Origin of the sequence: Helicobacter anatolicus (assembly GCF_021300615.1) — a bacterium.
GTDB classification, from domain to species: domain Bacteria; phylum Campylobacterota; class Campylobacteria; order Campylobacterales; family Helicobacteraceae; genus Helicobacter_H; species Helicobacter_H anatolicus.
In genome coordinates, this window is record NZ_JAJTMY010000001.1 from 243,587 (window position 1) to 270,545 (window position 26,959).

Annotated in this window: 26 protein-coding genes, 1 tRNA gene and 1 pseudogene; 9 read left to right on the forward strand and 19 right to left on the reverse strand. The window is 31.8% G+C overall.

Annotation, left to right across the window (positions count from 1 at the left end; all coding sequences use genetic code 11):
• Positions 1 to 68: 68 nt before the first annotated feature.
• Both LW133_RS01360 and LW133_RS01365 read left to right on the forward strand, forming a co-directional pair.
• Positions 69 to 818 carry a hypothetical protein gene (locus LW133_RS01360; RefSeq protein ID WP_233075664.1) on the forward strand — a complete coding sequence of 250 codons (750 nt, stop codon included), beginning with the start codon at positions 69 to 71 and terminating at the stop codon, positions 816 to 818.
• Between the two features lie 144 nt (positions 819 to 962).
• A complete protein-coding gene (locus tag LW133_RS01365; RefSeq protein ID WP_233075670.1) occupies positions 963 to 2,177 on the forward strand; it encodes a GNAT family N-acetyltransferase in 1,215 nt (404 codons plus the stop codon).
• Positions 2,178 to 2,210: 33 nt separating this feature from the next.
• Here LW133_RS01365 and LW133_RS01370 read toward each other — a convergent pair whose 3' ends face one another.
• The 8 genes from LW133_RS01370 to LW133_RS01405 form a co-directional block, all read right to left on the reverse strand.
• Positions 2,211 to 2,777 carry a YceI family protein gene (locus LW133_RS01370; RefSeq protein WP_233075672.1) on the reverse strand — a complete coding sequence of 189 codons (567 nt, stop codon included), beginning with the start codon at positions 2,775 to 2,777 and terminating at the stop codon, positions 2,211 to 2,213.
• A 112-nt stretch (positions 2,778 to 2,889) separates the two neighbouring features.
• Positions 2,890 to 2,965, reverse strand: a tRNA-Ala gene (locus tag LW133_RS01375).
• 27 nt (positions 2,966 to 2,992) lie between these two features.
• Positions 2,993 to 3,688 carry a 1-acylglycerol-3-phosphate O-acyltransferase gene (locus LW133_RS01380; RefSeq protein ID WP_233075674.1) on the reverse strand — a complete coding sequence of 232 codons (696 nt, stop codon included), beginning with the start codon at positions 3,686 to 3,688 and terminating at the stop codon, positions 2,993 to 2,995.
• A 1-nt stretch (position 3,689) separates the two neighbouring features.
• On the reverse strand, positions 3,690 to 4,826 hold the full coding sequence (locus LW133_RS01385) for an SH3 domain-containing protein (RefSeq protein WP_233075676.1): 1,137 nt from the start codon (positions 4,824 to 4,826) through the stop codon (positions 3,690 to 3,692).
• A 7-nt stretch (positions 4,827 to 4,833) separates the two neighbouring features.
• The gene (gene purQ / locus LW133_RS01390) at positions 4,834 to 5,487 is read right to left on the reverse strand and encodes a phosphoribosylformylglycinamidine synthase subunit PurQ (RefSeq protein ID WP_233075678.1); all 654 of its coding nucleotides are present in this window, start codon (positions 5,485 to 5,487) and stop codon (positions 4,834 to 4,836) included.
• Positions 5,488 to 5,490: 3 nt separating this feature from the next.
• Positions 5,491 to 5,733 (reverse strand): phosphoribosylformylglycinamidine synthase subunit PurS, encoded by a 243-nt coding sequence (gene purS, locus LW133_RS01395; protein ID WP_233036750.1) that lies wholly within the window; start codon positions 5,731 to 5,733, stop codon positions 5,491 to 5,493.
• Positions 5,733 to 6,449, reverse strand: a complete 717-nt coding sequence (gene purC / locus LW133_RS01400) for a phosphoribosylaminoimidazolesuccinocarboxamide synthase (protein WP_233075680.1) — start codon at positions 6,447 to 6,449, stop codon at positions 5,733 to 5,735. The genes purS and purC overlap by 1 nt, the downstream gene beginning before the upstream one ends.
• Positions 6,450 to 6,458: 9 nt before the next feature.
• The gene (locus LW133_RS01405) at positions 6,459 to 7,811 is read right to left on the reverse strand and encodes a S41 family peptidase (RefSeq protein WP_408610448.1); all 1,353 of its coding nucleotides are present in this window, start codon (positions 7,809 to 7,811) and stop codon (positions 6,459 to 6,461) included.
• Positions 7,812 to 8,029: 218 nt separating this feature from the next.
• On the opposite strand from LW133_RS01405, the gene LW133_RS01410 reads away from it, so the two are divergent.
• Both LW133_RS01410 and LW133_RS01415 read left to right on the forward strand, forming a co-directional pair.
• The gene (locus LW133_RS01410; protein ID WP_233075682.1) at positions 8,030 to 10,597 is read left to right on the forward strand and encodes an ATP-dependent Clp protease ATP-binding subunit; all 2,568 of its coding nucleotides are present in this window, start codon (positions 8,030 to 8,032) and stop codon (positions 10,595 to 10,597) included.
• 83 nt (positions 10,598 to 10,680) lie between these two features.
• On the forward strand, positions 10,681 to 11,568 hold the full coding sequence (locus tag LW133_RS01415; RefSeq protein WP_233075684.1) for a hypothetical protein: 888 nt from the start codon (positions 10,681 to 10,683) through the stop codon (positions 11,566 to 11,568).
• On the opposite strand, the gene LW133_RS01420 is transcribed toward LW133_RS01415, so the two are convergent.
• Genes LW133_RS01420 through LW133_RS01440 form a run of 5 tightly spaced genes read right to left on the reverse strand, consistent with a single transcriptional unit; the run spans position 11,565 to position 15,941 of the window.
• Entirely contained in the window at positions 11,565 to 12,713 is a 1,149-nt protein-coding gene (locus LW133_RS01420; protein ID WP_233075686.1) for a glycosyltransferase, read from the reverse strand. The genes LW133_RS01415 and LW133_RS01420 overlap by 4 nt on opposite strands.
• Positions 12,698 to 13,399, reverse strand: a complete 702-nt coding sequence (locus tag LW133_RS01425; protein WP_233075687.1) for a hypothetical protein — start codon at positions 13,397 to 13,399, stop codon at positions 12,698 to 12,700. The genes LW133_RS01420 and LW133_RS01425 overlap by 16 nt, the downstream gene beginning before the upstream one ends.
• Positions 13,399 to 14,652 carry a hypothetical protein gene (locus LW133_RS01430; RefSeq protein WP_233075688.1) on the reverse strand — a complete coding sequence of 418 codons (1,254 nt, stop codon included), beginning with the start codon at positions 14,650 to 14,652 and terminating at the stop codon, positions 13,399 to 13,401. The genes LW133_RS01425 and LW133_RS01430 overlap by 1 nt, the downstream gene beginning before the upstream one ends.
• Positions 14,642 to 15,049, reverse strand: a complete 408-nt coding sequence (locus LW133_RS01435) for a CoA-binding protein (RefSeq protein WP_233075689.1) — start codon at positions 15,047 to 15,049, stop codon at positions 14,642 to 14,644. The genes LW133_RS01430 and LW133_RS01435 overlap by 11 nt, the downstream gene beginning before the upstream one ends.
• On the reverse strand, positions 15,033 to 15,941 hold the full coding sequence (locus LW133_RS01440) for a DMT family transporter (RefSeq protein ID WP_233075690.1): 909 nt from the start codon (positions 15,939 to 15,941) through the stop codon (positions 15,033 to 15,035). The genes LW133_RS01435 and LW133_RS01440 overlap by 17 nt, the downstream gene beginning before the upstream one ends.
• A gap of 74 nt (positions 15,942 to 16,015) precedes the next feature.
• Here LW133_RS01440 and hisH point away from each other — a divergent pair, with 74 nt between their 5' ends.
• Both hisH and LW133_RS01450 read left to right on the forward strand, forming a co-directional pair.
• The gene (gene hisH / locus LW133_RS01445; protein ID WP_233075695.1) at positions 16,016 to 16,630 is read left to right on the forward strand and encodes an imidazole glycerol phosphate synthase subunit HisH; all 615 of its coding nucleotides are present in this window, start codon (positions 16,016 to 16,018) and stop codon (positions 16,628 to 16,630) included.
• A gap of 713 nt (positions 16,631 to 17,343) precedes the next feature.
• Positions 17,344 to 17,695: pseudogene (locus LW133_RS01450) on the forward strand (toprim domain-containing protein); the annotation flags it as partial.
• A 260-nt stretch (positions 17,696 to 17,955) separates the two neighbouring features.
• Here LW133_RS01450 and yedF read toward each other — a convergent pair.
• From yedF to LW133_RS01480, 6 genes are all read right to left on the reverse strand, one after another.
• On the reverse strand, positions 17,956 to 18,195 hold the full coding sequence (gene yedF, locus LW133_RS01455) for a sulfurtransferase-like selenium metabolism protein YedF (protein WP_233075696.1): 240 nt from the start codon (positions 18,193 to 18,195) through the stop codon (positions 17,956 to 17,958).
• Positions 18,192 to 19,391, reverse strand: coding sequence for a selenium metabolism membrane protein YedE/FdhT (gene yedE, locus LW133_RS01460; protein WP_233075699.1), 1,200 nt, complete (start codon positions 19,389 to 19,391; stop codon positions 18,192 to 18,194). Before yedE ends, yedF begins: the two co-directional genes overlap by 4 nt.
• Before the next feature lie 174 nt (positions 19,392 to 19,565).
• Positions 19,566 to 20,492: a hypothetical protein gene (locus LW133_RS01465; RefSeq protein WP_233075701.1), complete on the reverse strand. Its 927-nt coding sequence runs from the start codon at positions 20,490 to 20,492 to the stop codon at positions 19,566 to 19,568.
• A 5-nt stretch (positions 20,493 to 20,497) separates the two neighbouring features.
• Positions 20,498 to 21,682, reverse strand: coding sequence for a replication-associated recombination protein A (locus LW133_RS01470; protein WP_233075703.1), 1,185 nt, complete (start codon positions 21,680 to 21,682; stop codon positions 20,498 to 20,500).
• Entirely contained in the window at positions 21,682 to 22,044 is a 363-nt protein-coding gene (locus tag LW133_RS01475) for a heat shock protein transcriptional repressor HspR (protein WP_233036735.1), read from the reverse strand. Before LW133_RS01475 ends, LW133_RS01470 begins: the two co-directional genes overlap by 1 nt.
• 9 nt (positions 22,045 to 22,053) lie before the next feature.
• Positions 22,054 to 22,932 (reverse strand): DnaJ C-terminal domain-containing protein, encoded by an 879-nt coding sequence (locus LW133_RS01480; RefSeq protein WP_233075705.1) that lies wholly within the window; start codon positions 22,930 to 22,932, stop codon positions 22,054 to 22,056.
• 177 nt (positions 22,933 to 23,109) lie between these two features.
• On the opposite strand from LW133_RS01480, the gene LW133_RS01485 reads away from it, so the two are divergent.
• The 3 genes from LW133_RS01485 to LW133_RS01495 all read left to right on the forward strand — a co-directional run bounded on the left by LW133_RS01485 (position 23,110) and on the right by LW133_RS01495 (position 26,849).
• Entirely contained in the window at positions 23,110 to 24,249 is a 1,140-nt protein-coding gene (locus LW133_RS01485; RefSeq protein WP_233075707.1) for an outer membrane family protein, read from the forward strand.
• Positions 24,250 to 24,321: 72 nt separating this feature from the next.
• Entirely contained in the window at positions 24,322 to 25,581 is a 1,260-nt protein-coding gene (locus tag LW133_RS01490) for a hypothetical protein (protein WP_233075709.1), read from the forward strand.
• Positions 25,582 to 25,661: 80 nt separating this feature from the next.
• Positions 25,662 to 26,849 carry a hypothetical protein gene (locus LW133_RS01495; RefSeq protein WP_233075713.1) on the forward strand — a complete coding sequence of 396 codons (1,188 nt, stop codon included), beginning with the start codon at positions 25,662 to 25,664 and terminating at the stop codon, positions 26,847 to 26,849.
• Positions 26,850 to 26,959: the final 110 nt, after the last annotated feature.

The following is a 26,959-nucleotide window of genomic DNA, read 5'->3' on the forward strand; positions in this document are numbered from 1 at the left end:
ATTAAGTTTTTATTAAAGAGGGGGGGGGGTATAATGTTTACTTCATATTACGAAGCAAGGATTATTTCATGAGAAAGAGTTTTATTGTTTTTATGCTCTCTTTGTTATTTTTGGGAGCTGTAGATTTCACTAGACAAGATGGCTATATAGATGGTTATAGAGATGGTCAAAATGCGTTAAGTAAGAGCGGTGCAGCAAAGTTAAAAAAAGATACTGATTCTAAAGAATATAATGATGGTTACGCAAAAGGTTTTGAAGAAGGTGTAAGAGATGGGGCAATGGCTCAAACAAATCAATCTATGAAATGTGATGTACCAGGATATTTAAGAACAGAAAATTGTAAAAGAAAAGATGTTCTTTTTAGTTGGAGAGTGATGTTTTCTTCTGCGGTATCTACTTATAATGATGATGATCTTACAGCAGCTTTTATTAATTTTGGTTTGTCTACTCAATTTGGTGCTTACTATCGTATATTAGATAATTTACTTCTTGGTGGAAATGCAGGTATAGGAATAGGTGGGCTTGAACTTTTAGCTATGGATATTTATGGTACACAACCAATTATTACTGCTATTGAAAGAAATATTTATATTCCTATAGAAGCAGTTGTAAAATATTATTTTAATTTTGCAAGTTTTGCAGTTGGCTTAGGTATCGGTGGAGATATAAGTTTTTCAAAGCATCATACTTTTAGAACTTTTGCGGAATTTGGTTGGCCAGGATTTTCTTTAAGACTTGGTTGGCAGCATCAAAGTGGTATAATAGGTCAAACTCCTTTATCAGAAACATTTTATAGTGCTTTAGTGTTTGGTTATTAATTTTTTTCTTTTCTGGCAGAGAGAGGGGAATCTCTCTCCTTCTTTTTCTTTCTTTTATTTTTAATTATTTGTTGTTTGTGCCATAATGCAAGATAAATAAACTTGATAATTTTATTTTATAATTTCAAAAAAAAATAGGTGTAAATGAAAAGTAATATTATCGATTCTTTGGAATTAAGAGTATTGGGTTTGCAAGATCTAGAACAATTTAATAAGCTTTTGCGTTATGCATTTCAGGTAACAAATAATGATTTATTAAAAGTAGGGTGGAATAGTGAGGAAATCAAGCAATCAAAAACCCCGATTCTAAAAAAAGCTGAAGTTTTGGGATATTTTGAAGATAAAAATCTTGTTTCACAGATTGTTTTATATCCTATGCAAATGAATATTTATGGGAAGTTTTACCAAATGTGTGGAATTACAGGTGTAGCTACATATCCAGAATATTCTTCTTTAGGATTAATGAAGAATCTTATTAAGATTGCTTTACATAAGATGAGAGAAAAAAAACAAAGCATTTCTTGTTTATATCCTTATTCTATTCCATATTATCGTTCGCGAGGTTGGGAAATTATTTCTGATAAAATGACTTTTATTTTAAAAGAGAATCAATTGCCAAATACTGTTGCCACAGATGGGAGAATTCGGCGTGTCGATCATAATCACAAAGATTTACTGGATTTGCACAATCAATTTGCCATAAAAACTCATGGATGTTTATTAAGAGATGAATTGGCATGGGGAGAGTATTGGCGTTGGGATTTAGATGATGAGATTGTGGCAATTTATTATGATACTAATGATCGTCCAACAGGTTATGTAGTATATTTGATTGAAAATGATGTTTTTAGTATCAAAGAAATGATTTATCTTGATACAGAAGCAAGAATGGGATTATGGAATTATATCAAGGCACATAAATCAATGTTCACTGATCTTAAAGGAGCAAATTATAATAATGAAACATTGGCATTTTTATTAGAAGATGCAGCAGTAAAAGAAACGATTACACCCTATATTATGGCAAGAATTGTAGATGTAGAAATGTTTTTTAAGGATTTTAATTTTGATAAAATTGTTGGTCAAGCCAGTCTTTCTTTTGAAGTGAGTGATCCATTGCTTGAGTGGAATAATCAAACTTTTACTTTGCGATTTGATAAGGATAAGGTAAGTTTTGGGGGTAAAAAAAGTAGGAATTGTGTAAAATTAGATATACAGACACTTACTACTATGTTTTTAGGGTATAAAAGACCTTTATATTTGAAGCAAATAGGGCGATTAGAAGCATGTGAAAATACGATTGATTTACTTGAGGATATCTTACCAGAAGGAAAGGCGTATTTTAGTGATTATTTTTGATGCCATCCTTGTAAAAGAATGGCATCAAAGGATTTATTTAACAGGAGCTGAAAAACTGATTTCTACTTGAGACCAAGTAAGACCACTATGTAAGTCATGACATGTTGTAGCAAGAGATTTGAATGCTTCTTTTGCACCAAATTCTAAAATATCTAGAATGCCTTTTGCTTCAAGTACGCCATCTTTAATGCTGTATTGCATAGGAACTTTTACAGTTTTCCCATTCATATTAACGCTTGCAAGAATACTTCCTTGATCTTTGCCTTCAATAACATTTCTAAAAGTTACTTTGATCATATCGCTTTTTGCAAATTTAGCAAAAAAAGACTCTCGAACATTTGTATTTTTTACTTCATCGTTAAGATTCACGCTAAGTGGATTGATAGTTGCAGTAGCACCTTCTAGGATTTCTGCGATACTGTTTTGCTTTTTACCAAATTTATATTTGATATCATTAAAAGTTCCACTAACAGCAACTTTTTCACTTGTTTTATATGCAGTCCATTTTGTTTTTGCTTGATCTATATCAAGTGTAGCAGCAAAAGATAAGCTTGATAATAGACTAAGCGCTAAAATGTTTGATAGAATTTTCTTTCTCATTTTATTCCTTTAAATTTTATTAAGATGTAAATATTCTAGTTTATCTTTTTAAACAAACAATTATTTTTTTTAAAAAAAAGTAAAACTTTAAAGTATTTGAAGGAATAAATAATGGTGGAGTATAGCGGGTTCGAACCGCTGACCCCAACGCTGCCAGCGTTGTGCTCTCCCAACTGAGCTAATACCCCTAGAAGATGAGGTATTATAGCAAAAAATTATGAATTTAACTCTTGATAATTCTTGAGATAAACTTCATGCATTGTGTTTTGTAATTCTTCATACCAATATGGATTGTTGATGTCAGGCATAAAAGATTCTAGGCAAATCATTCTGGCAGTGTTGCTTTTTGTTTCAAAAGGGGAAGTATTATAGAGTTTCCTTGTATTGACAAGCACAATGGGTTGAATTTTGAGCTGGAATTTTTCTGCTAGGATTTTTGCCCCTAATTTGAAAGGAAGGAAATCTTCATTCCCTCTACTTCTTGTACCTTCTGGAAAAATTACAATGGGTCTTTTTTGTTGTATTTTTTCTTTGACACTTTTTAGTAAAAAAGCTAATCCTTTTTTATCTTCACGATCAATTAAAATCATTTCTGGTCCTCTTAGTGCATAGCCATAAAATGGAACATCTCCAAGCTGTTTTTTTGCAACCCAGCAGATGTTTTGTGGATGGTAGGCTTCTAGACACATAATATCTGTTAAACTTTGATGATTCATAACAATTAGTGTTGCACTAGTGTCAAAATCACCTATTTTTTGTAGTTTAAAGCCACAAAGGGGAAACCAAATTTTGCAGGCACGACGAGCTTTAAGGGCATTATCTTTATTTCTGGTGAGAAAAATAAAGAACATAATAATTGCTAGGCCTAATGCCATAAGTAGTGTTGCATAAATTGCTTTAAGTTTTTTCATTTTACCTCTTTTTAATCCAGCCTATACGACCATCTTTTGTGATTATTTTATAAAAATTTTGATGCGATCCAATGATCTCTGCTTCAATGGGTTTTTCTACAACAAAAAGTGTTGTAGAATTTTGAGTGGGAAGTATTTTGATAGTTTGATTGGGTTGTAAGATAATATCATTGCGATAAAAAAGATGCCATGCAAGATAGATGCTTAGTAAAAAAATGGGTAGTAATAACCATTTGTTGCGCCATAGAAAAATATAAACTATTAATAAAATTAAAATGCCTGCAATTAAAAAAAGTGTAGAGTAGAGTAGAAAAATATTTTTTGGTTTGATGTCATCTTGTGCAGCAACATTATCATAAGAAACTAAAATCGGGATTGTAAGTGTTTGAAATTGATTGTTAGGCAGGGAGAAAAAATCAAAAGATAATGAAGAGATTGTTTTTGGAAGAATACAAAAATAAATTGCTTTATTGTCTTCAATGTTTTGAATACCCTGTTTGATGATTTTTGTATCAGGGAAGATAAAGTCTTCTAAATTTGCATTTTGTCCTTCAAGCTCTAATACCATAATATTGCTCTTTTCATCATATGCTTTTGTTTTTGTCCGTAAAATTTTAAGGTTATCAGCAATGATTCCAGAATATTTTGGGTTGTTTTTAAGGTTGTAGATATCTAGGTTAATTTTAGGAGAAATGGCTACATCTTGATATTTTTTATCAAAAGATACTGCAATGGCTTTGATTTGTGGGATTGTGGCATTTTTATTTAGAATTTTATATATATAGGTTTTTTGGTAGCTTTGAAAACCTTCATTGTTTTCATCATCTTGAATTTCCCATTCACTTTCTGCATTGAGAGGTTTAATGGATTTAGTATTGATAGTTGTGTCAAAATCTGTACTTATTAATTTGGCATTTGAAAACAATAAAAGATTATAGGTGACTTTTATGGTCTGTCCAATATAGATAGTTTTATTTAGTTCTTTTGTGGGGGTAATATTTTTAATATAGATAATTTTTGATGGCGATAATGGAAGGTTTAAAAACTCTTGTTTTTCAAGTGTTGTATCATCCTCCGCATATACATACAAAAAGAATAATACAAAAAGAAATAAAAATTGCTTTAAGAAATTTTTCATCACATAATCAATCACAAAGAGATTTTAGCATAACAAGTCCTTGATCACCACCAATAAGTTTTTCTACGGCCCTTTCAGGATGGGGCATAAGACCAAAGACATTTTTTTCTTTATTGCAAATTCCTGCAATATTTTTTAGAGACCCATTAGGGTTGTCTTCGTATGTCAATAAAATTTGATGATTTTCTTCAAGGCTTTCTAAGGTTTTAGAATCCGCAAAATAGTTTCCATCTGCATGTGCAATAGGTAGAGTAATTTTTTGATTTTTGTTATAAGCAGATAGAAATTTATTGTCTGTATTTGCAATAATTAAATTTTGTTGCTTGGAAATAAAAGAAAGATTAATATTGCGCTTTAAAACTCCTGGAAGAAGTTTGGATTCTGTAAGAATTTGAAACCCATTACAAATTCCTAAAACTAGTCCGCCTTGATTGGCATAACGGATAACATCTTGCATAATTGGTGCAAAACGCGCAATAGCACCACTGCGTAAGTAGTCGCCATAACTAAAGCCACCAGGGATTACTACAAGTTTTGTATTACTAGGAAGAGACTTTTCTTTATGCCAAATTATAGCGACTTCTTGTTTAAGAAGTGTCTGGTATGCATATTGCATATCTCTTTCACAATTAGTTCCTAAAAATTGAAGTATGGCAATCATTTTTTACTCTTCTATTTGAATATTAAAATCTTCGATTACAAGATTTGCTAAAAGTTCTTCAGACATTTTTTTAGCATCTTCTAGTGCTTTATTTTTATCATTATGTGTCAAATTTATAGTAATTTTTTTACTCACTTCTAGGGAATCAAAAGAGCTAAATCCTAGAGTTTTTAGTGCATTTTCAATGGCTTTTGCTTCGGGATTTAATACTCCATCTTTGAGTTGGATAAAAATATGAGCTTTCATTATAGTCCTTTGGTTAAGCGATTTAAAACTTCTTCATAAGCGACCTTAAGATCTCCTAAATCTTGTCTAAAGACATCTTTATCAAGTTTTTGATTTGTATCTTTATCCCAGAATCTACAACTATCAGGGCTAATTTCATCTGCAAGAACAATATTACCATCTTTAGTTTTTCCAAATTCTAGTTTAAAGTCAATAAGCTTTAAATTTTTTTGTATAAAAAAATCTTTTAGAATTTCATTTACTTTTCTTGCTTGAGATTTAAGGAATTCTAATTCCTCTTGTTTTTGTGTGATATTTAAAATCTTACAATGTTCATCATTAATAATAGGATCGCCAAGAGAATCATCTTTATAATAAAACTCAACGAGACTAAAAGGAAGTATTGTTCCTTCTTGTATTCCTAATCTTTTACTTAAAGATCCAGTAGCTACATTACGTACAACTACTTCAATAGGAATAATTTCTACTTTTTGGCATAAAATATGTGTTGTATCTAAGGTTTCTTCGTAATGTGTGGGGATTCCATGAGATTGGAGTAATTTAAAAATAAGGCTTGAAATTTGACAATTAATTGCACCTTTCCCGCTCTGACTCCCCTTTTTTTCGGCATTAAATGCAGTGAGATCATCTTTAAATTCAGCAATGATTAATCTCTCATTTTCTGTAGAAAAAATTTTTTTCCCTTTGCCTTCATAAATCATTTCTTGTTTTTTCATTTTTTATCCTTATTTTGATTTGATTGTAGTGTTTTGTGCTTGAGGTTTGATGATATTCCAAGTTTTTAGTAAGTCAATTGCGGTTTTTAGCTGGATATCACTATTGATATTTTCAAGAGTAATGATTTCTTTTTTATCTTCTTTTTTATCTTCTTTTTTTTGGGTTTTTGTATCTTTCTTTTCAAGTTTGATTAATTCATTTTGTAAATGATTTTTTAAATCCGCTTCTTTGATTTCAAAGCTATTTTCATTTTGCGGCACACTTCCTGCATGTACAATAATATCAGGAGTGATTCCTATAGCTTGTATAGTGCGGCCGCTTGGTAGATAATATTTTGCAGTAGTAAGTTTGATTGCAGAATTATTATCTACAGGTAATACAACTTGCACGCTACCTTTACCAAAAGAGTTTTCTCCTATAATTAAAGCGCGTTTGTAATCTTGCAATGCCCCTGAGACAATTTCACTAGCACTAGCAGTCCCCCCATTAATAAGTACAACGATTGGTAAATTTGCATAAGGTGCTTTTCCATTAGCTTTGTATTCGATATTTTCATTTTTGATTCTACCTTTTTGAGAGACGATCACACCTTCTTTGATAAAGAGTTCTGATAGTCCTACTGCTTGATTGAGTAGGCCTCCAGGATTATTGCGAAGATCTAGAACCATTCCATCAATTTTTCCAGCTTTTTTTAATGCTTCTTTTACAGAATCTGTGACATTTTTGTCAAAAGAATTTACACGCACATATAGAAAATTTTCATTTTCAATTTTGCGAGAATGAACAGATTTGACCTGTATGATGTCGCGTGTGATTTTAAATTCTATAGGTTTTGGAGCATTTTTTCTATAAATTGTAAGATTGATAGAGGTTTTTGGTTTTCCACGCATGAGATTTACCGCATCATCAATACTCATATTTAGAGTGCTTTCATTATTGATTTTTAAGATAATATCTCCACTTTCTAATCCTGCTTTTTGTGCGGGGGTATCATCTATTGGAGCAATTACTGTAAGAGCACCATCTTTGATTCCTACGGTGATTCCAAGACCACCAAACTCTCCTTCTGTCTGCATTTGTAATTCTTTAAATTTTTTTTCTGTTAAATAAGCAGAATGCGCATCTAAATTTGTAAGTAACCCTGATATTGCCTTATCAATAATCTCATCAATTTTTAGATCATCAAAATAGGCTTTCTCAACAGTGTTGATTATTTTTGTAAGTTTATTATAAGCTTCGATACGATCTTTTTGCATAGATTTTTTTTCTGCGATTTGTTCTGTTGCTTGAACATTTTGCATGAGTAGCGCAAGAGACAAAAAACTAGTTCCAAAAAATCCTGATAAGAAAAATTTATTCATTTTAAAAGTCCATTTCTTTAATATTTAAAATAAAATATAAGGTGGTTTGCCTTAAAAAATTGAGATTTTACATTCTATCAAAAATATCTTTATAAATTGCTAAACTCTTTATGTAATCAATATTTTTTTAAAAGTTTATGGGATTTTATTTATAAAACTTGACATTATCACACTAAACTTATATAATGATTTTCATATCAAAGTTAAGGAGTTTTGTGATGAATATTTTTGAAAAATTAACAAATCAATTCAAGGGAATTTTAGATTCTGCTGCAGCATTAGCCATGCATCAAAAAAATCAAGAAATTGACTTGATACATATTGCTTGGGCATTGCTCAATACTCCACAATCTATTTTGAATCAGGTTTTAGAAAAAATGCAAATTGATGCTAGACAAATAGAACCTTATGTAAAAACCCTTGCAGAAAAATTGCCTAAAACTTCAAACATAGTAAAGGAAAATTTAAGTCTTAGTCTTTCTTTGCAAAATGCTTTACAAAAATCTGAGGGTTTAGCGATTAAAAATGGAGATAAATTTATTGCGATTGATATTTTTATTCTTGCAAATTTAGAAGATTTTAAGGGGATTTTGGGAGAAAAAATTGATATTTTAGAATTGAAAAAAAATCTTCAGAATCTGCGTGCTGGAAGGAAGATTGAAGAGGAAAATGATGATGCAAAATTTGAAGCATTAGAAAAATTTGGCATTGATTTGACGCAAAAAGCGATGGATAATTTGCTAGATCCTGTGATTGGGAGAGATGAGGAAATTACAAGGATGATGCAAATTCTTATTAGAAAAACTAAAAATAATCCTATTTTGCTTGGTGAGCCTGGAGTAGGTAAAACTGCAATTGTAGAAGGATTGGCACAACAGATTGTAAAAAAAGAAGTCCCACTTTCTTTACAAAATAAAAGAGTAATTGTGCTAGATATGAGTACTTTGGTGGCAGGAGCAAAATATCGAGGGGAGTTTGAAGAGAGGTTAAAAAACATTGTTGATGAAGTAAAAAAAGCAGGAAATATTATTTTATTTATTGATGAGATACATACTATTGTAGGCGCTGGTGCAAGCGAAGGAGGAATGGATGCGGCAAATATTTTAAAACCCGCTTTGGCAAGAGGGGAATTGCATACTATTGGTGCGACTACTTTAAAAGAATATAGAAAATATTTTGAAAAAGATGCAGCATTAACAAGGAGATTCCAGCCGATAAATTTAAATGAACCTAGTATTAATGAAGCATTACAGATACTAAGAGGAATTAAAGAAAAATTAGAAGCACATCATAATGTAAGCATTACAGATTCTGCTTTGGTGAGTGCAGTAAAGCTTTCTCATCGCTATATTACAGATAGATTTTTGCCTGATAAAGCAATAGATTTGATTGATGAGGGGGCAGCGGAGTTGAAAATGCAAATAGAATCTGAACCTAGTGCCTTGCGAAATATAAAAAGAGTGTTGCAACGCTTAGAGGTAGAAAAAGAAGCTTTAAACATGGAAAATAAGAAAAGTAATCTTGAGCGCTTAGAAGAGATACAAAAAGAAATTGCAGACAATATAGAAAAGAAAAATGCCTTGCAAATGCAATTTGATAATGAAAAAGCTGTTTTTAAAGAAATTGCACAAATTAAAAATGATATTGATTCTTTAAAAAGAGAATCTGAACTTGCAAAACGCAATGGAGATTACAATAAAGCAGCAGAGATCGATTATTCTAAGATTCCGCAAAAAATCCAAAGAGAAGAAGAATTAAAAGAACGATGGGAGGTGATGCAAAAAAATGGGACACTTTTGCAAAATGCAGTCACTGAAGAAAGTATTGCTGAGATTGTATCGCGATGGACACAGATTCCTGTAAATAAGATGCTTCAAGAGGAAAAAGAAAAAATTTTACATATTGAAGATGAGTTGAGAAAAAGTGTGGTAGGTCAAGATGAAGCATTAAAAGCTATTGCTCGGGCAATTAAGCGTAATAAAGCAGGATTAAGTGAAAATAATCGCCCGATAGGGAGTTTTATGTTTTTGGGTCCAACAGGCGTTGGAAAAACACAAAGTGCTAAAACACTTGCACAATTTTTATTTGATTCTCAAAAAAATCTCATTAGGATTGATATGAGTGAATATATGGAAAAACATGCTGCATCTAGGCTTGTGGGGGCACCTCCTGGATATGTGGGCTATGAGGAGGGAGGACAACTCACTGAAGCTGTGAGAAGAAAACCTTATAGTGTGGTGCTTTTTGATGAGATTGAAAAAGCACATCCTGATGTGTTTAATATTTTGTTGCAGGTACTTGATGATGGAAGATTGACGGATAACAAAGGTGTGGTAGTTGATTTTAGAAATACAATTATCATTTTGACAAGCAATATTGGTAGTGATAAGATTTTAGAGATAGCAGATAAACAAGAGAGACAAAAGGCAGTGGAAGCTATTTTGAAGCAATATTTTAAGCCAGAATTTTTAAATCGTTTAGATGATATTGTGATTTTCAATTCTCTGAATTTAGAGGGAATTGTTGAAATTGTAGATATTATGTTTGAAAGTATTAAGCAAAAAGTGAGTGAAAGGGGAATTGAAATTAGTCTTACAAAAGAAGCAAAAGAGTTGATTGCACAAGCTGGTTTTGACCCTATTTATGGTGCAAGACCACTTAAGAGAGCTTTGTATGAAAAAATTGAAGATTGTTTGGCAGAGTTGATTTTAGATGATAAAATTTGTGAGGGTAGTAAGGTAGTATTTGATGGTAAAGATGGTATAATCATGCCTTCAATCCAATAAATATAAGGAAAAAAATGTTTTTTACTCCCCCCCCCCCCCCTTACTATTTTGTAGATATAAATAGAAAAAGTGAGGGGTAGATAATGGAATTTTTGAAATACTATTATGTGATGTTTGTTGATTTTTTGAAGGCTTTAAGAAAAACGGCGATTTTACAGGAAAGCCGTTTTCTCTATAAATTGAATCGTAAAATTTGGATGACAGATTATACTGCAATGCCAAAAGAAAATAATAAAATTATTATAAGTTTTACAACTCACAAAGATCGTATTTTTTATGTGCATTATATGTTAGATTCTTTGTTTTTTCAAACAATACGACCGCAAGAAGTGCGTATGTATGTAGCACGGGGTGAATATAAAACTTTTCCTGATATTTTGAAGCGTTTTGAGCCTTGGTTAAAGATTATTGAGGTGGAGGATATTGGAAGTTTTAAAAAGTTTATTCCTATTTTAAAGGAAGTAGGAGAGAAGGATGATAAAGATTTTAGAATTATTAGTGTAGATGATGATATTATCTATCCACCAAATTTTGTGGCAAGATTGCTTGATTTAAAAGAAAAAAATCCTTCTGCTATGGTGACTTTTATCGCTATAAGGGATAAAAAGACTGGTGAACCTGAGGGCGTGAATGGTACGGGGACTTTGTGGAATTTAGAAGTTTTTGACCCTAAGATACTCCCTTGCTTTTTTAAGAAGGAAAATTTTTGGGATTCTATGCCTTTAAAAAATAATGATGATATGTGGGTTAGCATGTTTTGTAAGCAAAAAGGAGTGAAAATTTGTGCAGTGTGTGGTAGTTATTATGAGAGTTATCGTAGGGAGTATGTGCCACTACCGAGTGAAAAAATGCATGCACTAACTTCTGCACCTTCGGAGTTAAATATTGGTAAAACTAGCTTGAAGCCAAAATATAAAAAACATGTAGAAGATTTGGTAAAAAAACTTCTAGAAGAAGAGAGTGGGGATTAAGAGGATTGGATTAACTCCTTAATCCATTTTAAAATTAATTTTTGATTTTGCGTGGTATTTAGAGTTTGTGCGGCGTTATGTGCAGAATTTTTGTAGCACATAATTTGTTTTTTTGTGAGAGTGTTTAGTGTTTCTGCAAGACTTTTTGCCTGAAAATCTTTTGCACACATGCCAATATTATATTTTTTTATTAGAGGGGCTAGAGATGGCAGAGGTGTGGAGATGAGTGCTAATCTTGCTTGAATGTATTCAAAAAATTTATTAGGCATTGCATTGGCGTTATTAAAGGTATTTGGCGAGAGTGTGAGGATACCAATATCAAAAATATTAGTAAAGTTGATGAGCTCTTGCATGGGGACTGGAGGAATAAAACTAACATTTTTTGGTGCCTTATCTTTTAGGCTTTGCAAATAATCTTTTTGATTGCTTAGTCCTAGGATGTTAATGTGAAAATCTTCTTTGAGTTGTGATGCAATTTCAAGTAAAAAATCAGAATTGCGATCAGGGCTAAGGAATCCATGATAAATAATTTGAATTTTATTATTAATTTGTGTAGGAGATAGATTGTGATAGGGGGGTAGAGAGTAGAAAATTTTACAATCAAGATAAAAATCTTGTTGATATTTTTTTGCAATACCTTCGCTTATGGTGATGGCAAAATCTACATAGGGTAAATAATTTTTGCAGATAAAGCTAAAAAACTCTCCAAAGCTTTCCATCCATTGAGGATTGTTTTCATATTCTAAAGGATAAAATTCTCGCAAATCAATTAAAATCTTTGTTTTTGGGCAGTTTTTTTTATAATCAATTGCAAAAGGGAGTAGAGTAATATCTTCGACTATAATCAAGCTTGCAGTAGGAATCTCTTTGAAAAAATCTAGGATTTTCATGCGATTTTTTGTGTAAATTAGAGGTATAAAATCTTTATTTTTTAGTTTTTTTATTAGTTCATCTTGTTCTTTTTTTGATCGATCTTTTGAGTTTTTTAAAGGAGGGTAGGCAAAGGTTTTAATTCCAGTAATTTCTTTACATTCCCTAGCGATAGCAAAAAGATTGTAATGATTTTTAAGCATTTCTAACATACGAAAAGGGCGTGGTCTTTGTGTGATATCAAAGTCATTTAATAAAATTATATTTTGTAGCATATTTCTCCTTTTTTGATAGCTCCTGTGTATGGTAGGATACAAAAAGTTTTTTGATGATGATTTTTTGAAAGTGTGATAATAAAAGGTCTTGTAAGTGGGGTTGGAGTTTTTCCACAATAAGGTTTGCCTTGATTGTCAAAATAGATTCTTGCGGTTTTATTTTCTTTGCAAGAAAGTTGATGTGTGATAGCAAGATTTACTCCATAACTTTCTTGCAAGCGGGTACTTGTTTCTGCATTATTTTTGCAAAAATCAGCAATGTTTGTGTTGTTATACCCGCTTATGCAGCGTAGATTGTTTCCTTGGATTGCAATGAGATCACCTGCCATAGGGCGATTGTCATAATGTGTAGTTTGTGCGATTCTTGGGGTATCAAAATAAATGCTAAAACTATTTTTTGTATATGTGCCATTAAGATGAAATTGGATTTGCCAAAGCATAGGTTTTGTGATTAATATTTCTTGTGCGATGCTAGGAAACATATCTTTTAGCCATTTGCTTTGTGATAGTGTAGTATAGATTGTGCTTTGTGTGAGGGCAAGATTTTTAGTATAGAGTATGTTTTGTAAAAGATATTGTGAGGCCCTATGGGTTTGGTTGTTTTGATAGGGTTTAGCAAGAGTAATACACAAAAGTAGCAAAGTGATTACAAAGACAAGTTCTATAATTCCAAAGGCTTTTTGCATTAGTGATTTTTGATATTATATTTTTTGATAGCACGACCATTATAGGTGATAGTAATATCGGAATTGTTTGTTTTTGTGGGAAGTAGTTCTGGGGTATGACTTTTATATATGCCATAAAATTTTAGTTGCATTGCTAAAGAAGAGTTAGTTTTGATGGCGGTAATATGCATATTTTTTAGTTGTTGTGCAATTTCTTTAGCAAAATAATAATTAGACGCGAAATTGGGTTTTTGAGAAAAAAGATAAGTGATTTTATTACCTAAAAAAAGAGAAGTTTCACAAAATAGAAAAATGATAATTAGACTAGATAGTATGTAGTGTTTGGTGCGAAATTGTGGGAGATGTGTTCTTAGGTCATTGAAAAAACATTGTATAAGAATTGGAATCCCAATAAGGCTTTGGGGGATAAGGGTATAAAAATTAATATCTTGACGTAAGGATAAAAGGATGCAAAAAATAATGCTTGATCCAGCAATATAAGCTAGAGGGCTATTTTTGTGAATAATTCCCCAATAAATAGAATATGTATAATAAATAAATAAAAGAGGAGAATAAAGCATTGCCATTTGCCCTAGAGTGTCAAGAATGTATCCTTGAGGCTTGCCGTTAATATCAAGATCATAGATAAAATAATTAATTCCTGCACAAAGTAGGCAAAATAAAAAGGTTTTGTAATATTTGTTTCTTAGTGCAAAAACAGCTATGCCAAGGACAACAATGATTGTTCCGGCACTAAATAAAGAAAGGATAAATAATAAAATAATAGGGATTTTTTTATAGCGTGTGATGATATAACCAACAGCAAGGGTAGTAAAAATAATTTGATTGCTTTCAATCAAAAAGAGGGTAGCAAAATTTACCCCAGGCAATAAAATATAGATAAAAATTGCTACAAGAGAATCACTTTTATGCTTGAGTATGTGGCGACAGATTCCATACAAAAGCATAAGATTGAAAAAATGCAACACTAAAAGAGGGGTTTTTGCAATAAGATCGGTTTGGGAGAAATATTGTGTAAGCCACCTTGAACATACAAAGAGTAAAGAAGAATTATTGAAAAAATTTTTTACTTCCTTTTCACTGAGTGAGAGCTCATTGATCATAAAAATAAAAAGTAAAACAGAACATCCCGCAATAAAAATAAATAAAATATCAATAAAATCGAGTTTTCGTGATGTCTGATGTGCGAGATTAAACCAGAGACGAATATAAAGGATAAAATTTTTGATTAATAATATATTTTTAATCAACATTGTAGTAGAACTTTTGGTGCTGTATTTTAATGCATTGATTTTGAATAAAAATAATATTTTTAGATTCCGCAAGTTTTTTGGCATCTTGATTGATGATTTCTAATTGAAGCCAGATAACTTTGGGAAGTAGAGAGCATTGCACGATTTCTTTGGTAATGTTTAAGCAAGCTTCACTTTTTCGAAAGATTACTACACAGTCAATAGGGTTTTCTTGTATTGCTTGTGTGTAAGTACGATAGACTTTTTTATGCAAGATAAAATCTTCTTTGGGGTAAATAGGGATAATATTTAAGCCTTGATTTTGAAGATAGAGTGCAACTTGATAGCTATCTTTTGTAGGGTTTGGGCTAAGACCAATAATAGCGATATTTTTTATAGTGTCAAAGATTTTTTGCATTTTTAAGCCTTCTAAGGTCATGAATAAAAATTGGTAGAGCAATCAATAATCCTGAAAAAGTAATTAGAAAAATTCCTGTTAGGGTTTGTATGTTTGGAAATGCATCTCCTAAATAGATACCAAAAATAATCCCCCATATAATTCTTGTGTAATCAATGGGGGCAATAATTCCTGCAGGGGCACTCATATAGGCCTTTGTGAGAAAATGTTGACCCAATGTACCAGCTAATCCCATAGAAAAAAGCAAAACCCATTCTTGTAGTTTGGGTTGATGCCAAGTGTTATCAATAAGGTCTAGATCAGGTAGAAGTAGCAAGACCCCACCAATTAGTGTTGTGCTAAGTCCGAAAAAAAAGATAATAAAATTGTTACTAAAATATTCTTTTAGTGTTTTGAGAGTGATAAGTGCTAATGCAGAGAGTGCGCCGCTAATAATCCCCATAATAATATTTATAAATGCCATAGGTTCCCCAAAAGGATTGCAAATAAAAAGAATACCTATAAAGCCGATACAAGTGGCAAAAATATTTTGCAGACTAATTTTTTCTTTGAGAAATAAAAAAGCAAAAAATAAAGTATAAAGAGGTGTGCTTTGCATAAAAGTTGTTGCAATACTTAAAGAAATACTAGAGATGTTATAAAAAAGCGCAAGCATTGCAATAGCACCTAAAATGGCGCGTGTCCAAAGTTTCCCCCACCCCCCTTTTTTTAAAATAAATTTTTTTTTATCAAAAAAAATAAAACTCATAAAAAACACCATAAACAAAGATCTGAAAAATAAATTTTCAAGCGGTGGAACATCTTCTGAAAGAACTTTAACAAAAGCATTCATAATGGCAAAGAAAAATGAAGCACAAAACATATAAAAAATGCCAAATGAAAGACTTTGCATATTGTTTAATACCTTTTTTAAAGATTAAAAGATAGTAAGTTATAATTATAGTCAATGATTTTAAAGGGATGGAAATGAAAGTTGGCATTATTGATTATGGTGCAGGAAATATGGGTAGTGTGATTCAGGCATTTGGAGCGATTGGAGTGGAAGTAGAGAGAATTAAAGATAGCGAATCAATGGCAAAATGTGATAAGTTAATTTTGCCAGGCGTGGGAGCATTTGGTGATGCAATTTTTAAGTTGCGATCTAAAAATATGGATTTAGGAATCTTGGAGTTTATTAAAAGTGGTAAATATTTTTTAGGTATTTGTGTGGGCATGCAACTACTTTTTGAAAGAGGGTTTGAATTTGGTGAACATAGGGGACTCGGTGTATTTAGTGGAGATGTTGTTCGTTTTGATTCTCAAAATCTTGGTCCATTAAAAATTCCGCATACAGGTTGGAATCTCTGTAGATGCAATAAAGAGCACAAAAAGTTTTTTGCAGGATTAAAGGAAGAGTTTTATTTGTATTTTGTGCATAGTTATTATGCAAAGGCAAAAGAAGAAGATCTTCTTGCAATTTGTGATTATGGACATGTTTTTCCCGCTATTGTGAATAAAGAAAATGTTTTTGCTGTCCAACCTCATCCGGAAAAATCAGATAAGCATGGCTTAAGGCTTTTGCAAAATTTTATCAATCTTTAATATAGGGGCGTAAAAATAGATCTTTATTAATTTAATTCCTTGTTGTGATTATTTGAAAGTGATGAGTTTCTTGTAGGCGTATGGGGTTTTATTTTTTGCTGTAGAATTGGATATATCTGTAGAGTATTAAGGCTAAACTTAAAGGGTTTAGATAAATTTTTGTCTTGATAGCTAATATATTTGTATTGGCTATTTTTTCGCTTTATTATACTAAGACGGAGTGTTTTATATGATATGTTGGATACTTACACTTACTAAATGCAGTATTCTTAAATATTATTTTATGTTCTATATGTAGGTGATGGGTTTTAGCATTATTCTTTGCTTTTCTTATCTTTTTTATTTTAGGATATTATTTTTGCTGTTATTAAGAATATTTTTTTAAATCCGCAATTTTACTAATTTTTTTAGATTTTCATAGGTGTAGGTATTACTCATATTCCTGTGTTAGTGTAGATTTGTATATTTTTGTCATCAATGAAAAAATTAAATACGAAATTAAATCTTTGATTACTCTAAAACAAAAACTTAATCAAGAAAGAATAAGAGGAAAAAGTAGATGGTGAGTAACTCTCAAACCTCGGGTATCTCGGACACGATTCTAAGAATCTTTAAGGCTTTATGCCTTTTAAGGCTTTTACAGGTATCCCATCCAACTCAACCAACAGAGTTACTTGATGGAATACTAGCAAAAAATAATAAAAGGAGAAGAAATGAGTGAAGCAATTATTATTATTGAATCTCCCAATAAGGTAGAAAAAGTAAAAAAATATAGTGGTTATGAAACTTTTGCCATAATTGGACATTTTATGAATTTAGTGAGTTTTGATGAAAACTTTAAAGCTAAATTTGTCTATGATGAAAAAAAAGAAAAAGAGTATTTTTTATTATATTGAGCGATGCAAAAATAAAGTTGTTTATATTGCCACAGACCCAGATCGTGAGGGTTATGCAATTGGAAAAATGTTTTTTGATAAAATTAAAAATGTTGCAAAAGAAGTGTATCGAGCAGAATTTCATGAAATTACTTTAAATGGAATTAAAAAAGGTTTAAAAGAAGCTATGAAGCAAAGAATTATCAAGCTGAAGCACATGAAGCAATTAGAATTACTCATACACATACATTTGAAGATTTATCAGAAGTTTTAAAAAATATAGGAATGAAAGAAGAGCTTGATAAAAAGCTTTATAATTTCAATGGCTTATCTAAAGTTATTTAACATAGTTTCTAGTTTTTCTACTCTGTTTTTTATTTGTTGTAGTGGTTTTATTTTCTATGTTTATTGGCAGGATTGCCATTAATATCTTAGCATATTAATGGCTTTTTAGAAATTCTTTTGAATAATATAGTGGATTTCTACATTATTTTGAATGATTTCTAAAATATCATAACCATAATTTTTCGCATCATTAGGGATAGCATGAATGCTTTGGGGACAATCGCTAATAATTTGTAAAATCTCACCTTTTTTGAGTTGCTGCATTGCTTCAATTCCTTTGATAGCAGGATATGGGCAAGGTTCTCCTAAAAGATTGAGATGATAGGTGATTTCATAATTTTTCATGCGATTTCCTTTAAGATTTTGTTTTTTACATTTTTTTCTATAATAAAAATTAGTGCTAAAAATAAGAGTAATAATAAATAATTTACCAATAATCCACCATAGTTTCCAAAACTTTCTAAAAGATTGATTTTTGGGAAGTTTGTTGCCAGTATTTTGGAATAAAAAGGCCAAGTGTATGCAAGAATTACAGAACCAATAAGATTGCCAATTCCTACAAGTACATAATGCATTTGCCCTTCCATTGCCCGATACATCCATCCGCATTCGCATCCTCCTGCAACAACAATTCCTAATCCAAATAAGAATCCGCCAATAATTACATTTGGTCCTGCCCAGATAATTTTTGGTGGGATTCCTAGTATGATAAATGCAAAAACTCCTAGTGTGGAAATCAACATTCCAGCGACAATGGCTTTTGCAATTTTACCTCTTCCGGTTAAAAATAAATCTCGAAAAGCTGAAGTAAAACAAATTTGTGCTCTAGCAATTACAAATCCAAAAATAAGGCCAAACAGGGTTGCAATGCCTAGTGTAGAGAGCGGGTTGAAGCTGTCATTTTTCATAAGTGTAATAATGTAAATTAGGCTAAAAATCAACACTATCACACCTAAAATAAAAAATATTTTTTCATAATTTTTTGGCTTTTTAATCTCAAAAGATCCTTTTTGTAATGTTGCGTGAGATTGTAAAAAAGGCATTTTGATAATTTTTGTCCCTACATATACACCAATAACACTCATAATGGTAAAAAACCATGCATGAAGACTAAATTGCGGGATACCTGTAAAAAAACTTGCAAGATTGCATCCCATTCCAAGTCTTGCTCCAAAACCAGCGATAGCCCCACCAATAAGAGCTTGTAAGATTCTAGTTTTGTTTTGCGGGAAGCGTATTTTAAAATTGTTAGCAAAAAGAGATGCGATGAGCGCACCCAAAAACATACCAATAATCATTACCCCGTCTTTGCGTGTAAAAATATTGCCTTCAAGACTAATGATTTTAAAATACTCCCACTCTTTGGTATTGATTCCAAAAAGTTCTAAAATTTCTCCACCCCATCGGGTAAATTCGCCTGTTACTGCCCATGCAGATCCTGTAATACCAAAATAATACGCTGACAATAAGCCTATAAATAAAATAGAGGGTATAGGGTCCCAAAATCGGGTGAGGTATTTATTTTTAAAAAATTGCCACATAAAATTTCCTGAAAGATTAAATCAAAGGATTTTTAGAAAGAATTGAGAATCTAAAAATGTATTGCTAAACTTAGCACTTTTTATAAAAAGAGGATTATACAAAAAAAATAAAAGTTTTTGTTAAAGTTTTATTAAATAAAGTTGAGTGTAAAATAGAGCAATAGGGGAGTATGATTATGATTTTTGAGAAGTTTTTGGCGATTTGTTTTCTTTTTTTCTAGAATCTTTATAGATTTGTCCATAAGATAGAGAGATTCCAATCATAAGATTTGTGGCAACATTTTTGATAGTTTGGCCTTTGAGAAGATAGAAATTAATAAATGGTGCAACGCTAAAATATTTAAAAATTGCTGTTTCAAGGCGTGTTTTTAACTCAAATTCATATTGAGGTTTGTAATTTGTAGGATAATTATTATAAAGATAATGTTTGAAATTTATATAGCTTGTTAGTTTTGTGGTATCGTTAAATGGATAATTTAGTGTGGCACCAATATTATATCCAAGGTTTTGTACAGGGGAGGCGTAGGTAAAATTTTGTTCCCCAAAAAAATTGACATAAAAACTTTTAATATAGATTCCATCAAAAAGTTTCATCCCGCTACCAAGATGTAAAATATTAATACGATTAATATCTTTTTGTTTAAAAAGTTGGGTTTGGTAATAAAATTGAACATAAGGGCCTATACTAAAGCCACTCATAGCATCAAAATTCCAAATTTTTTGTGTATAGTCTGTGGAGAATATAATCTTATCTAGTGTAGTGTTGTCAATAGTTTTTTGTTTTTCAGGATAGATAATATTGCGTCCATACTCTCCAAAAATTGTATTAAAAATTACAAAATTTTGCGCATAATAGTTACTATGAAATAGTAAAGATGCTTCAGCAATAATTTGTGAGTTTCCCTTAAAATGTGTGTTGGAAAATTTATTATAAGGGGAGTGGTTTTTAATACTTGTGGAGGAAAAATTAAGATTAATATGATCAAAACCAATATCCCATCCTTCACGCGTTAAATCGGTATTTATTGATTGAATTTTTGTGTCATCTTGTCCATAAGCAAAAATAAAAAATAAAAAAGCATAAATTTGTTTTTTTGTCATAGGCTTTATCCATTTTTTTTGGAAGTGATTTTTTCTAACCACTCTTGTAGTGTTTTTTCAAAACCTTTTGTGGTTTTTTTAACAAAATTTAGAGGTTTGGTGAGATAAGTTTGTTGTACCCATCCGCCAAAATCATGAGGATAGAGATAATTTTTATTTTTTGGAAGAATGTGTGTAGGGATGGAGTTTGGATGATTTTTGACATATTCAAGTGCAGAATTAATGGCCTCATATGCAGTGTTTGATTTGGGTGAGCTTGCAAGATAGATTACACATTGAGAAAGAATAATTCTTGCTTCAGGGTAACCAATTTTAGAAACTGCCAAAAGGGTTGATGTGGCGATATTTAGGGCATTTGGATTAGCATTTCCAATATCTTCGCTTGCAAGAATCACAAGTCTTCTTGCAATAAAATCTGGACTTTCGCCATTATTAATTAGGCATGCAAGATAATAAATTCCTGCATCTATATCACTCCCGCGGATAGATTTGATCATTGCAGAGGTTAGATTATAATGTGTGTCCTTTTCATAGCTTCCCTCACTCATGTGGAAGGGGCGGAGTTGTTTTAATATTGGAAGAGTGATTTTTTGAGATTGTGAGGCGATGTCAAATAAATGTAACATGGCTCTAGCGTCGCCATTGCTAGATTCTATGAGGTATTCTTTTGCTTCAGGAGTAATATTTGTGGGATAGATTTTTAGTGCTTTATCTAGGATTGTTTTTAAATGAGAGTTTTTAAGTGTAAAAAGTTCTAGCAATACACTTCTAGAGCGAATAGCATTTGTAAGAGTATAGTAGGGATTTTGGGTGCTAGCACCTAAAATAATTGCTTGATAACTTTCCATAATAGGCAATAAAAATTCTTGCTGAGTTTTACTTAGGCGATGTACCTCGTCGATAAAAATTACAGGTTTTGTGAGTGTATTTTCATATTGTTTGAGTTGGGTACGTAAGTTTTCTAGCTTAAAGTCTACACCATTTTGTTGAATAAAAGGTCTATTAAGACTTGTAGCAATTAATTTTGCTAATGTGGTTTTTCCTGTCCCTGGAGGACCATATAAAAAACTATGTGGAAATTGATTTTTTTGCAATGCCGAAATTAGAGGGGAGTTTTGAAAAAATAAATGCTCTTGTCCTATGAAATCCTCAAGAGTTTTTGGGCGAAGAGCTTCTGCAATGTTGCGCATTATTTTTTAGAAAAAATAATGACATCATAAGAGTTTTTTTTGATAGTGAGGTCATTATTTTGTGTTTTTTTATTGAGTTTGGAATAGAGTTCAAAATTGAGCTTGTCTAATTCATCAAGTTTTTCTTTGAGGCGCAAGATGATATCTACGCCTGCTAAATTTACACCCATATCTCTTGTAAGACGCAAAATAGTTTTGATTTTGTCAATATCTCTTCGGGAATAAAGACGGATTTTTCCATCTGTGCGTCCTGGTTCAATTAACCCTTCTTTTTCATACTGTCTTAAGGTTTGAGGATGGATTTCTAGGATTTTGGCAACGACGCTGATTAAATAAACGGGCTCATCATAACTATAATGCATAAAATCTCCTTAGTTTAATTCTTCTTGTAATTTTTGTTGTAATTCAGGAGAGAGATCTTGAAGTTTTGGCATAATGATATGTGATTTGAGATATAAATCCCCAATCTTTCCTGTTTTTCTATTTTTAATTCCAAGCTCTTTAAGACGGAATTTTTGACCATTTTTTGTATCTTGCGGTACTTTGAGTTTAATATCTTTATGAAGGGTTTTTACTTCTATTATACCTCCAAATAATGCAATCTTAAAGGGTATCTCACATCGCATAATTAAATCATCATTCTCTAGTGTATAGAGAGGATCTTCTTGGATATGAATAGTAAAAATTGCACTCCCTTTAAGGTTCTGATAGCTCTTGCCTTTTCCTTCTGCACGGAGTTTATCGCCCTCACGAATTCCTGCAGGAATTTTGATTGTAAAGGTGTTGTTTTCAAGATTTACTTGTTGTTTACCTCCAAGAACTGCGGTTTGTAGAGAGATAGATAGCTTGCAATGTAAATCAAGTTCTGTAGGATCAAAACCTCCAAAACTTCCAAAACCTCCAAAACTACCAAAAGGATTGCCCTGTGTAAAGCCATTATTAAAACCACCTTGTCCACCAAAAATACTGGCTAGAATATCTTCTATATTGACATTTCCTTGCTGACGTGCAAAATCTCCAAAATCCTGCCCGCCAAACATTTTATCGCCAAATTTATCATATTGTGCACGCTTGTTAGGGTCGCTTAAAATTTCATAGGCCGCATTGATTTCTTTGAATTTTTCTTCCGCATCTTTTTCTTTGTTGATATCTGGGTGATATTTTCTAGCTAATTTTCTGTAGGATTTTTTAATGTCCTCAGCGCTAGCATTTTCGCTAACTTCAAGAGTTTTGTAAAGGCTTTTTTTCATTGATTACCCCTTGAATAAATGAAATATTAGTGTAGACGTATTATAAAACTTTAGTGTAATTAAATCAAGTTTTGAGAAAAAATAAAGATATAAGTTAATATGGAATATAAATTGCTTGTATTTAATGTAAAAGCTTAAAAATAGGCGAACAAGACTAGGATGATTAAAGGACATTGGATGTCAAAAATAAAAAAGATTGTTGTTTTAATACTCTTGTTTTTTGCAAAACTTTCTGCTGAAATTGAAAGTGCAAGGACTATTGAAGAGGCATTTAAAGGGGGAAAAATCGGTGGTCATGTTGGATTGTTTGCTCAGCAGTCTTTGAATAAGGAACCTGGCTTTTTGGATATTAACTCTTCTTTTGCATATAGCACTTTGCGTTATAAGGGCTATAAAATTGGTACAGAATTTTGGCTTAATGCAAAGCTTTTTGAAGCAAAACCAGGGGATTTTTCACGAAATAAAGATATTTTTGTAATTACAAATCTTTATGCAGATTTTTATAATCAATATGAAAAATTTGGAATCCGTGCTGGTCGTTATCAGATTGATGAGGAGTGGATCACACATAATGCAGAAGGTTTTAGTGTTGATTATGATGGCATTGAAAATGTGTCCTTGAATTTTTCTTGGGTATTTCGTAATGCTTATACAGAAAATTATTATACAAGTGGTTTTAGAAGGATGTATCGTGTGATTGGGGCAATGTTGCTTCGAGGCTCTATACAACTGCCACAATTTCCTATTAGTATTACACCTTATATGTATTTCGCTCCTGGAGTATTTTTTTCCCCTGCAGTGAAGGCAAATATGAATTTGCCGCTCCCAAAAGATGTATTCTTAAAATCAAATATGCATTTTTTGACCTATGTGCAAGATAAGGGCTATTATGGTTCTGATGCAGGGACTGGGGTGTTATTTATGTTAGATACCTCTGCGAGTTGGTATGGCATAGAAGGAGGGGTTGGGTTTTCAATTACAAGTGAAAAAGGTGCTTCTTTGATTGATGCATTTGGGCAGCATACTGCGTTTGAAAGACCTGTGGGAATGTTTTATGGTGGAGCAATTACTGCCTATTCTTTTTTGAAGTATAGTCTTCCGTATTTAGATGTTTATGGTGCAATTAGGGAGACATTTTTAGAGAATAAAAATATTTTTAACTGGGAGGTAAGAATAAGTGGAACACCTTTAAAAAATATTTCAGGATTAGAGCTTGGATTTTCTGCAATTGGGTTAGATAATCCTACAAGTGCAGTGGATTATTTTGGAGGGAGTGAATATATTTTATTTAGGGGTTATGTGCAATATAAATTCTAATACATTTTGTTATAATATTTAATGTAAATTAAAAAAATAAATAGTAATAAATAATTTATAAAAGGGTTTTTAATGATAAAAAAAGGATTGATACTTGGTTGTAGCTTATTGTGTTTGTGGGGTGAGAATCTAGATTTTGAAATTAAGCCATTTGGGGCTTTGGGTGGATTGTATAATCAAGGGCTTGGATCTTCACATAGCTATGGAAATGTCATGGCACATGTTGGAGCAGATTTTGTCTTGGAAAATGGTTGGAAGTTTGGGATCGGTGCAATTGGAGGGTGGAATGTATTTAATAAATCAAAAACTTCTTATGGGGATATAAATTATAGTGGTATTGGCGATAAGGGGGATATCTCAGAGGTTTATGCGCATTACAAAAATTCGCGATTAGAATTTGCCTTGGGAAGATTTAATACAGATTTTGTAGATTTTGAATATTTATCAGGAAATATTCAAGGAGCGTCTGCACAAGTAAAGGTAGAAAACATTAGCTATTGGGGGATTTTTATGGATTCGCTATTACTTACAGGTGCACACAAAAATACTTCCTCAACACTTTATGGGACAAATATTATTGGGAGTTATTATCCGACGAGCAAGAAAAATATTTTGGGTAAATGGGGAGAGGTTTTTGCTGTGGGATTTAATTATGCGAATGAACAGTTCAAGGCCTCTGTTTTTACGCTTTTAAATACGCAGGTTCCAGCAAATGTGCTTCCCGATAGAAAAGGGATTTTATTTCAAGTTGGAGGTGATGCGCAATACAAGGCAAATATTAATGAAGAATGGTTTTTTGTAAGTACTTTACGAGGAATATTTCAATTAGGAAATACAGAAAAACTTAATGGTGCTTTGATTGGTGCAAAAGATTCTATTGCAGGTTTAGTGTGGTTTGATCAACTATTTAGATATAGGATTTTTGAATTTGGCTTGGGTGTGTATGGCGTGATTGGAAGTGAGAAAAATGGAGGGATTTATACTTTTAGTGACCCTTCAAGATTTTATGGAAAAATCATTAACAATCCCTTGGAGTTTGCAAGTCCGTATTTTACAAGCAATAATATTACAGGATATGTTTTTGGAAGTATTGATTTAAGTAAAAATAAAAATCTACCATTAAAATTAGACGGAATGGTGAGTTTTGGAAATTATACGGAATATTCTATTGTGTTAGATTATAATGCATGGAGTTCTGGGAATATGAAAATCAATACAGGGATTGGGTATGTGTATTCTAAAAGCAGGGAACTTGCTTTGAGTGGATTAACTCCGACTTATGTAAATAATGATACAAGTAGTCTAATTATTTTTGGTAAGTTTTTTTATTAAAAATAATTCATTTTTGTCGATTATAATATCTGAAAAGATTCAAAGAAGTCTTTTGAATTCCAAACTATAAAGGAAAAAAAATGAAAAATAAACTTTTGAGTTCTATCGTTGTAACAGGCTTGGCGTTTAGTGGTGCACAAGCGGTAGAAATAAATGCGTTTGGTCATATTGGGGGTGTATATGATCAAGGGCTTTCAAATGGAAATATCCCTCAAGAGCATACTAAAAAAGGTGCTTTTGGTGGTGCAACAGGGCATCTTGGCGTGGATGTAGGGTTTGGGTCTATCCATATTGGTGCAGGTGCTTATAGTGGCGTTTCTATTTATAGAAGCAACGGTATGCCAAATAGATATGGTAGTGACTATATTGACCTCTCTGATCTTTATTTGAAATATGATTCTGGGATGTTGCAAATCGCAGTAGGTAGATTCGATAATGAATTTTTGGGTACAGATTGGCTTACTGCATATACACAAGGTGTAGGATTTAAATATCAATCTAGAAGCATTGGAGTTTGGGCTACTTGGATGAATGATTTTACAACTTATGGTTATGCACCAGGACGTATGGCTTCTGAACTTGCATCTTGGGGAAAATTTCCATCAAGCTTTAATTCTTTTGATATTGGCAAGCGAGATATTATTGCAGGTGGGGTGAATGTTAATTTTGGATTCTTAACAATTGATCCATTCGTGCATTATTATAGATATCCATATGATGGAAAACTCCAAGCAGGTGCAAAACTTGGCTTAATTTTTGGAGAAGATGGAAGTGCATTCCAATCTAAGACTTCTCTTAGATATATGTGGCAAAATATTTTGGGTGTAAAAAATGATGATAGTATGCTATTTTGGGGTGATCAGGAGTTTATTTTTGGTGGTATCTTTAAGCTAGGTGGTGGTTATTTTGCGACTACAAGAAACGGTATCAGTACTGTAAATAATATGACAAGATTTTATGGTGCTACATTCTTTACTCCTTATAGTGGTATAAATGGTACAGAAGCTTATTTTGGTTATAAAACAAATACATGGTATGCATTTACAGGTGTAAAGTCACAATTCTTTGATTTAGATGTGCTTTATGCAGATGGAGATTATAGTGAGTTTTCTGCAATTGCATCTGTAACTATTTTTGATGTAAAAACAAAAGGTAGCCTCAATGGTATTGCTTTAAAAGTAGGTGGTGGTTATGTAAGCAATGGGTTCTCCAAAAAACGTGACTTAAGCCTAAGCAATGTAGTAGGTTTTGTAAAACTTTCTTATTAATTCTTCGTCTCTCCCATTTTGGGGGAGATTTTTCTATTTTCTAAATTTTTATTTTTTAATTTTAATAGTGGCTTTAAGCTTTCTAAAAATATCATACAATATTTTTGGTT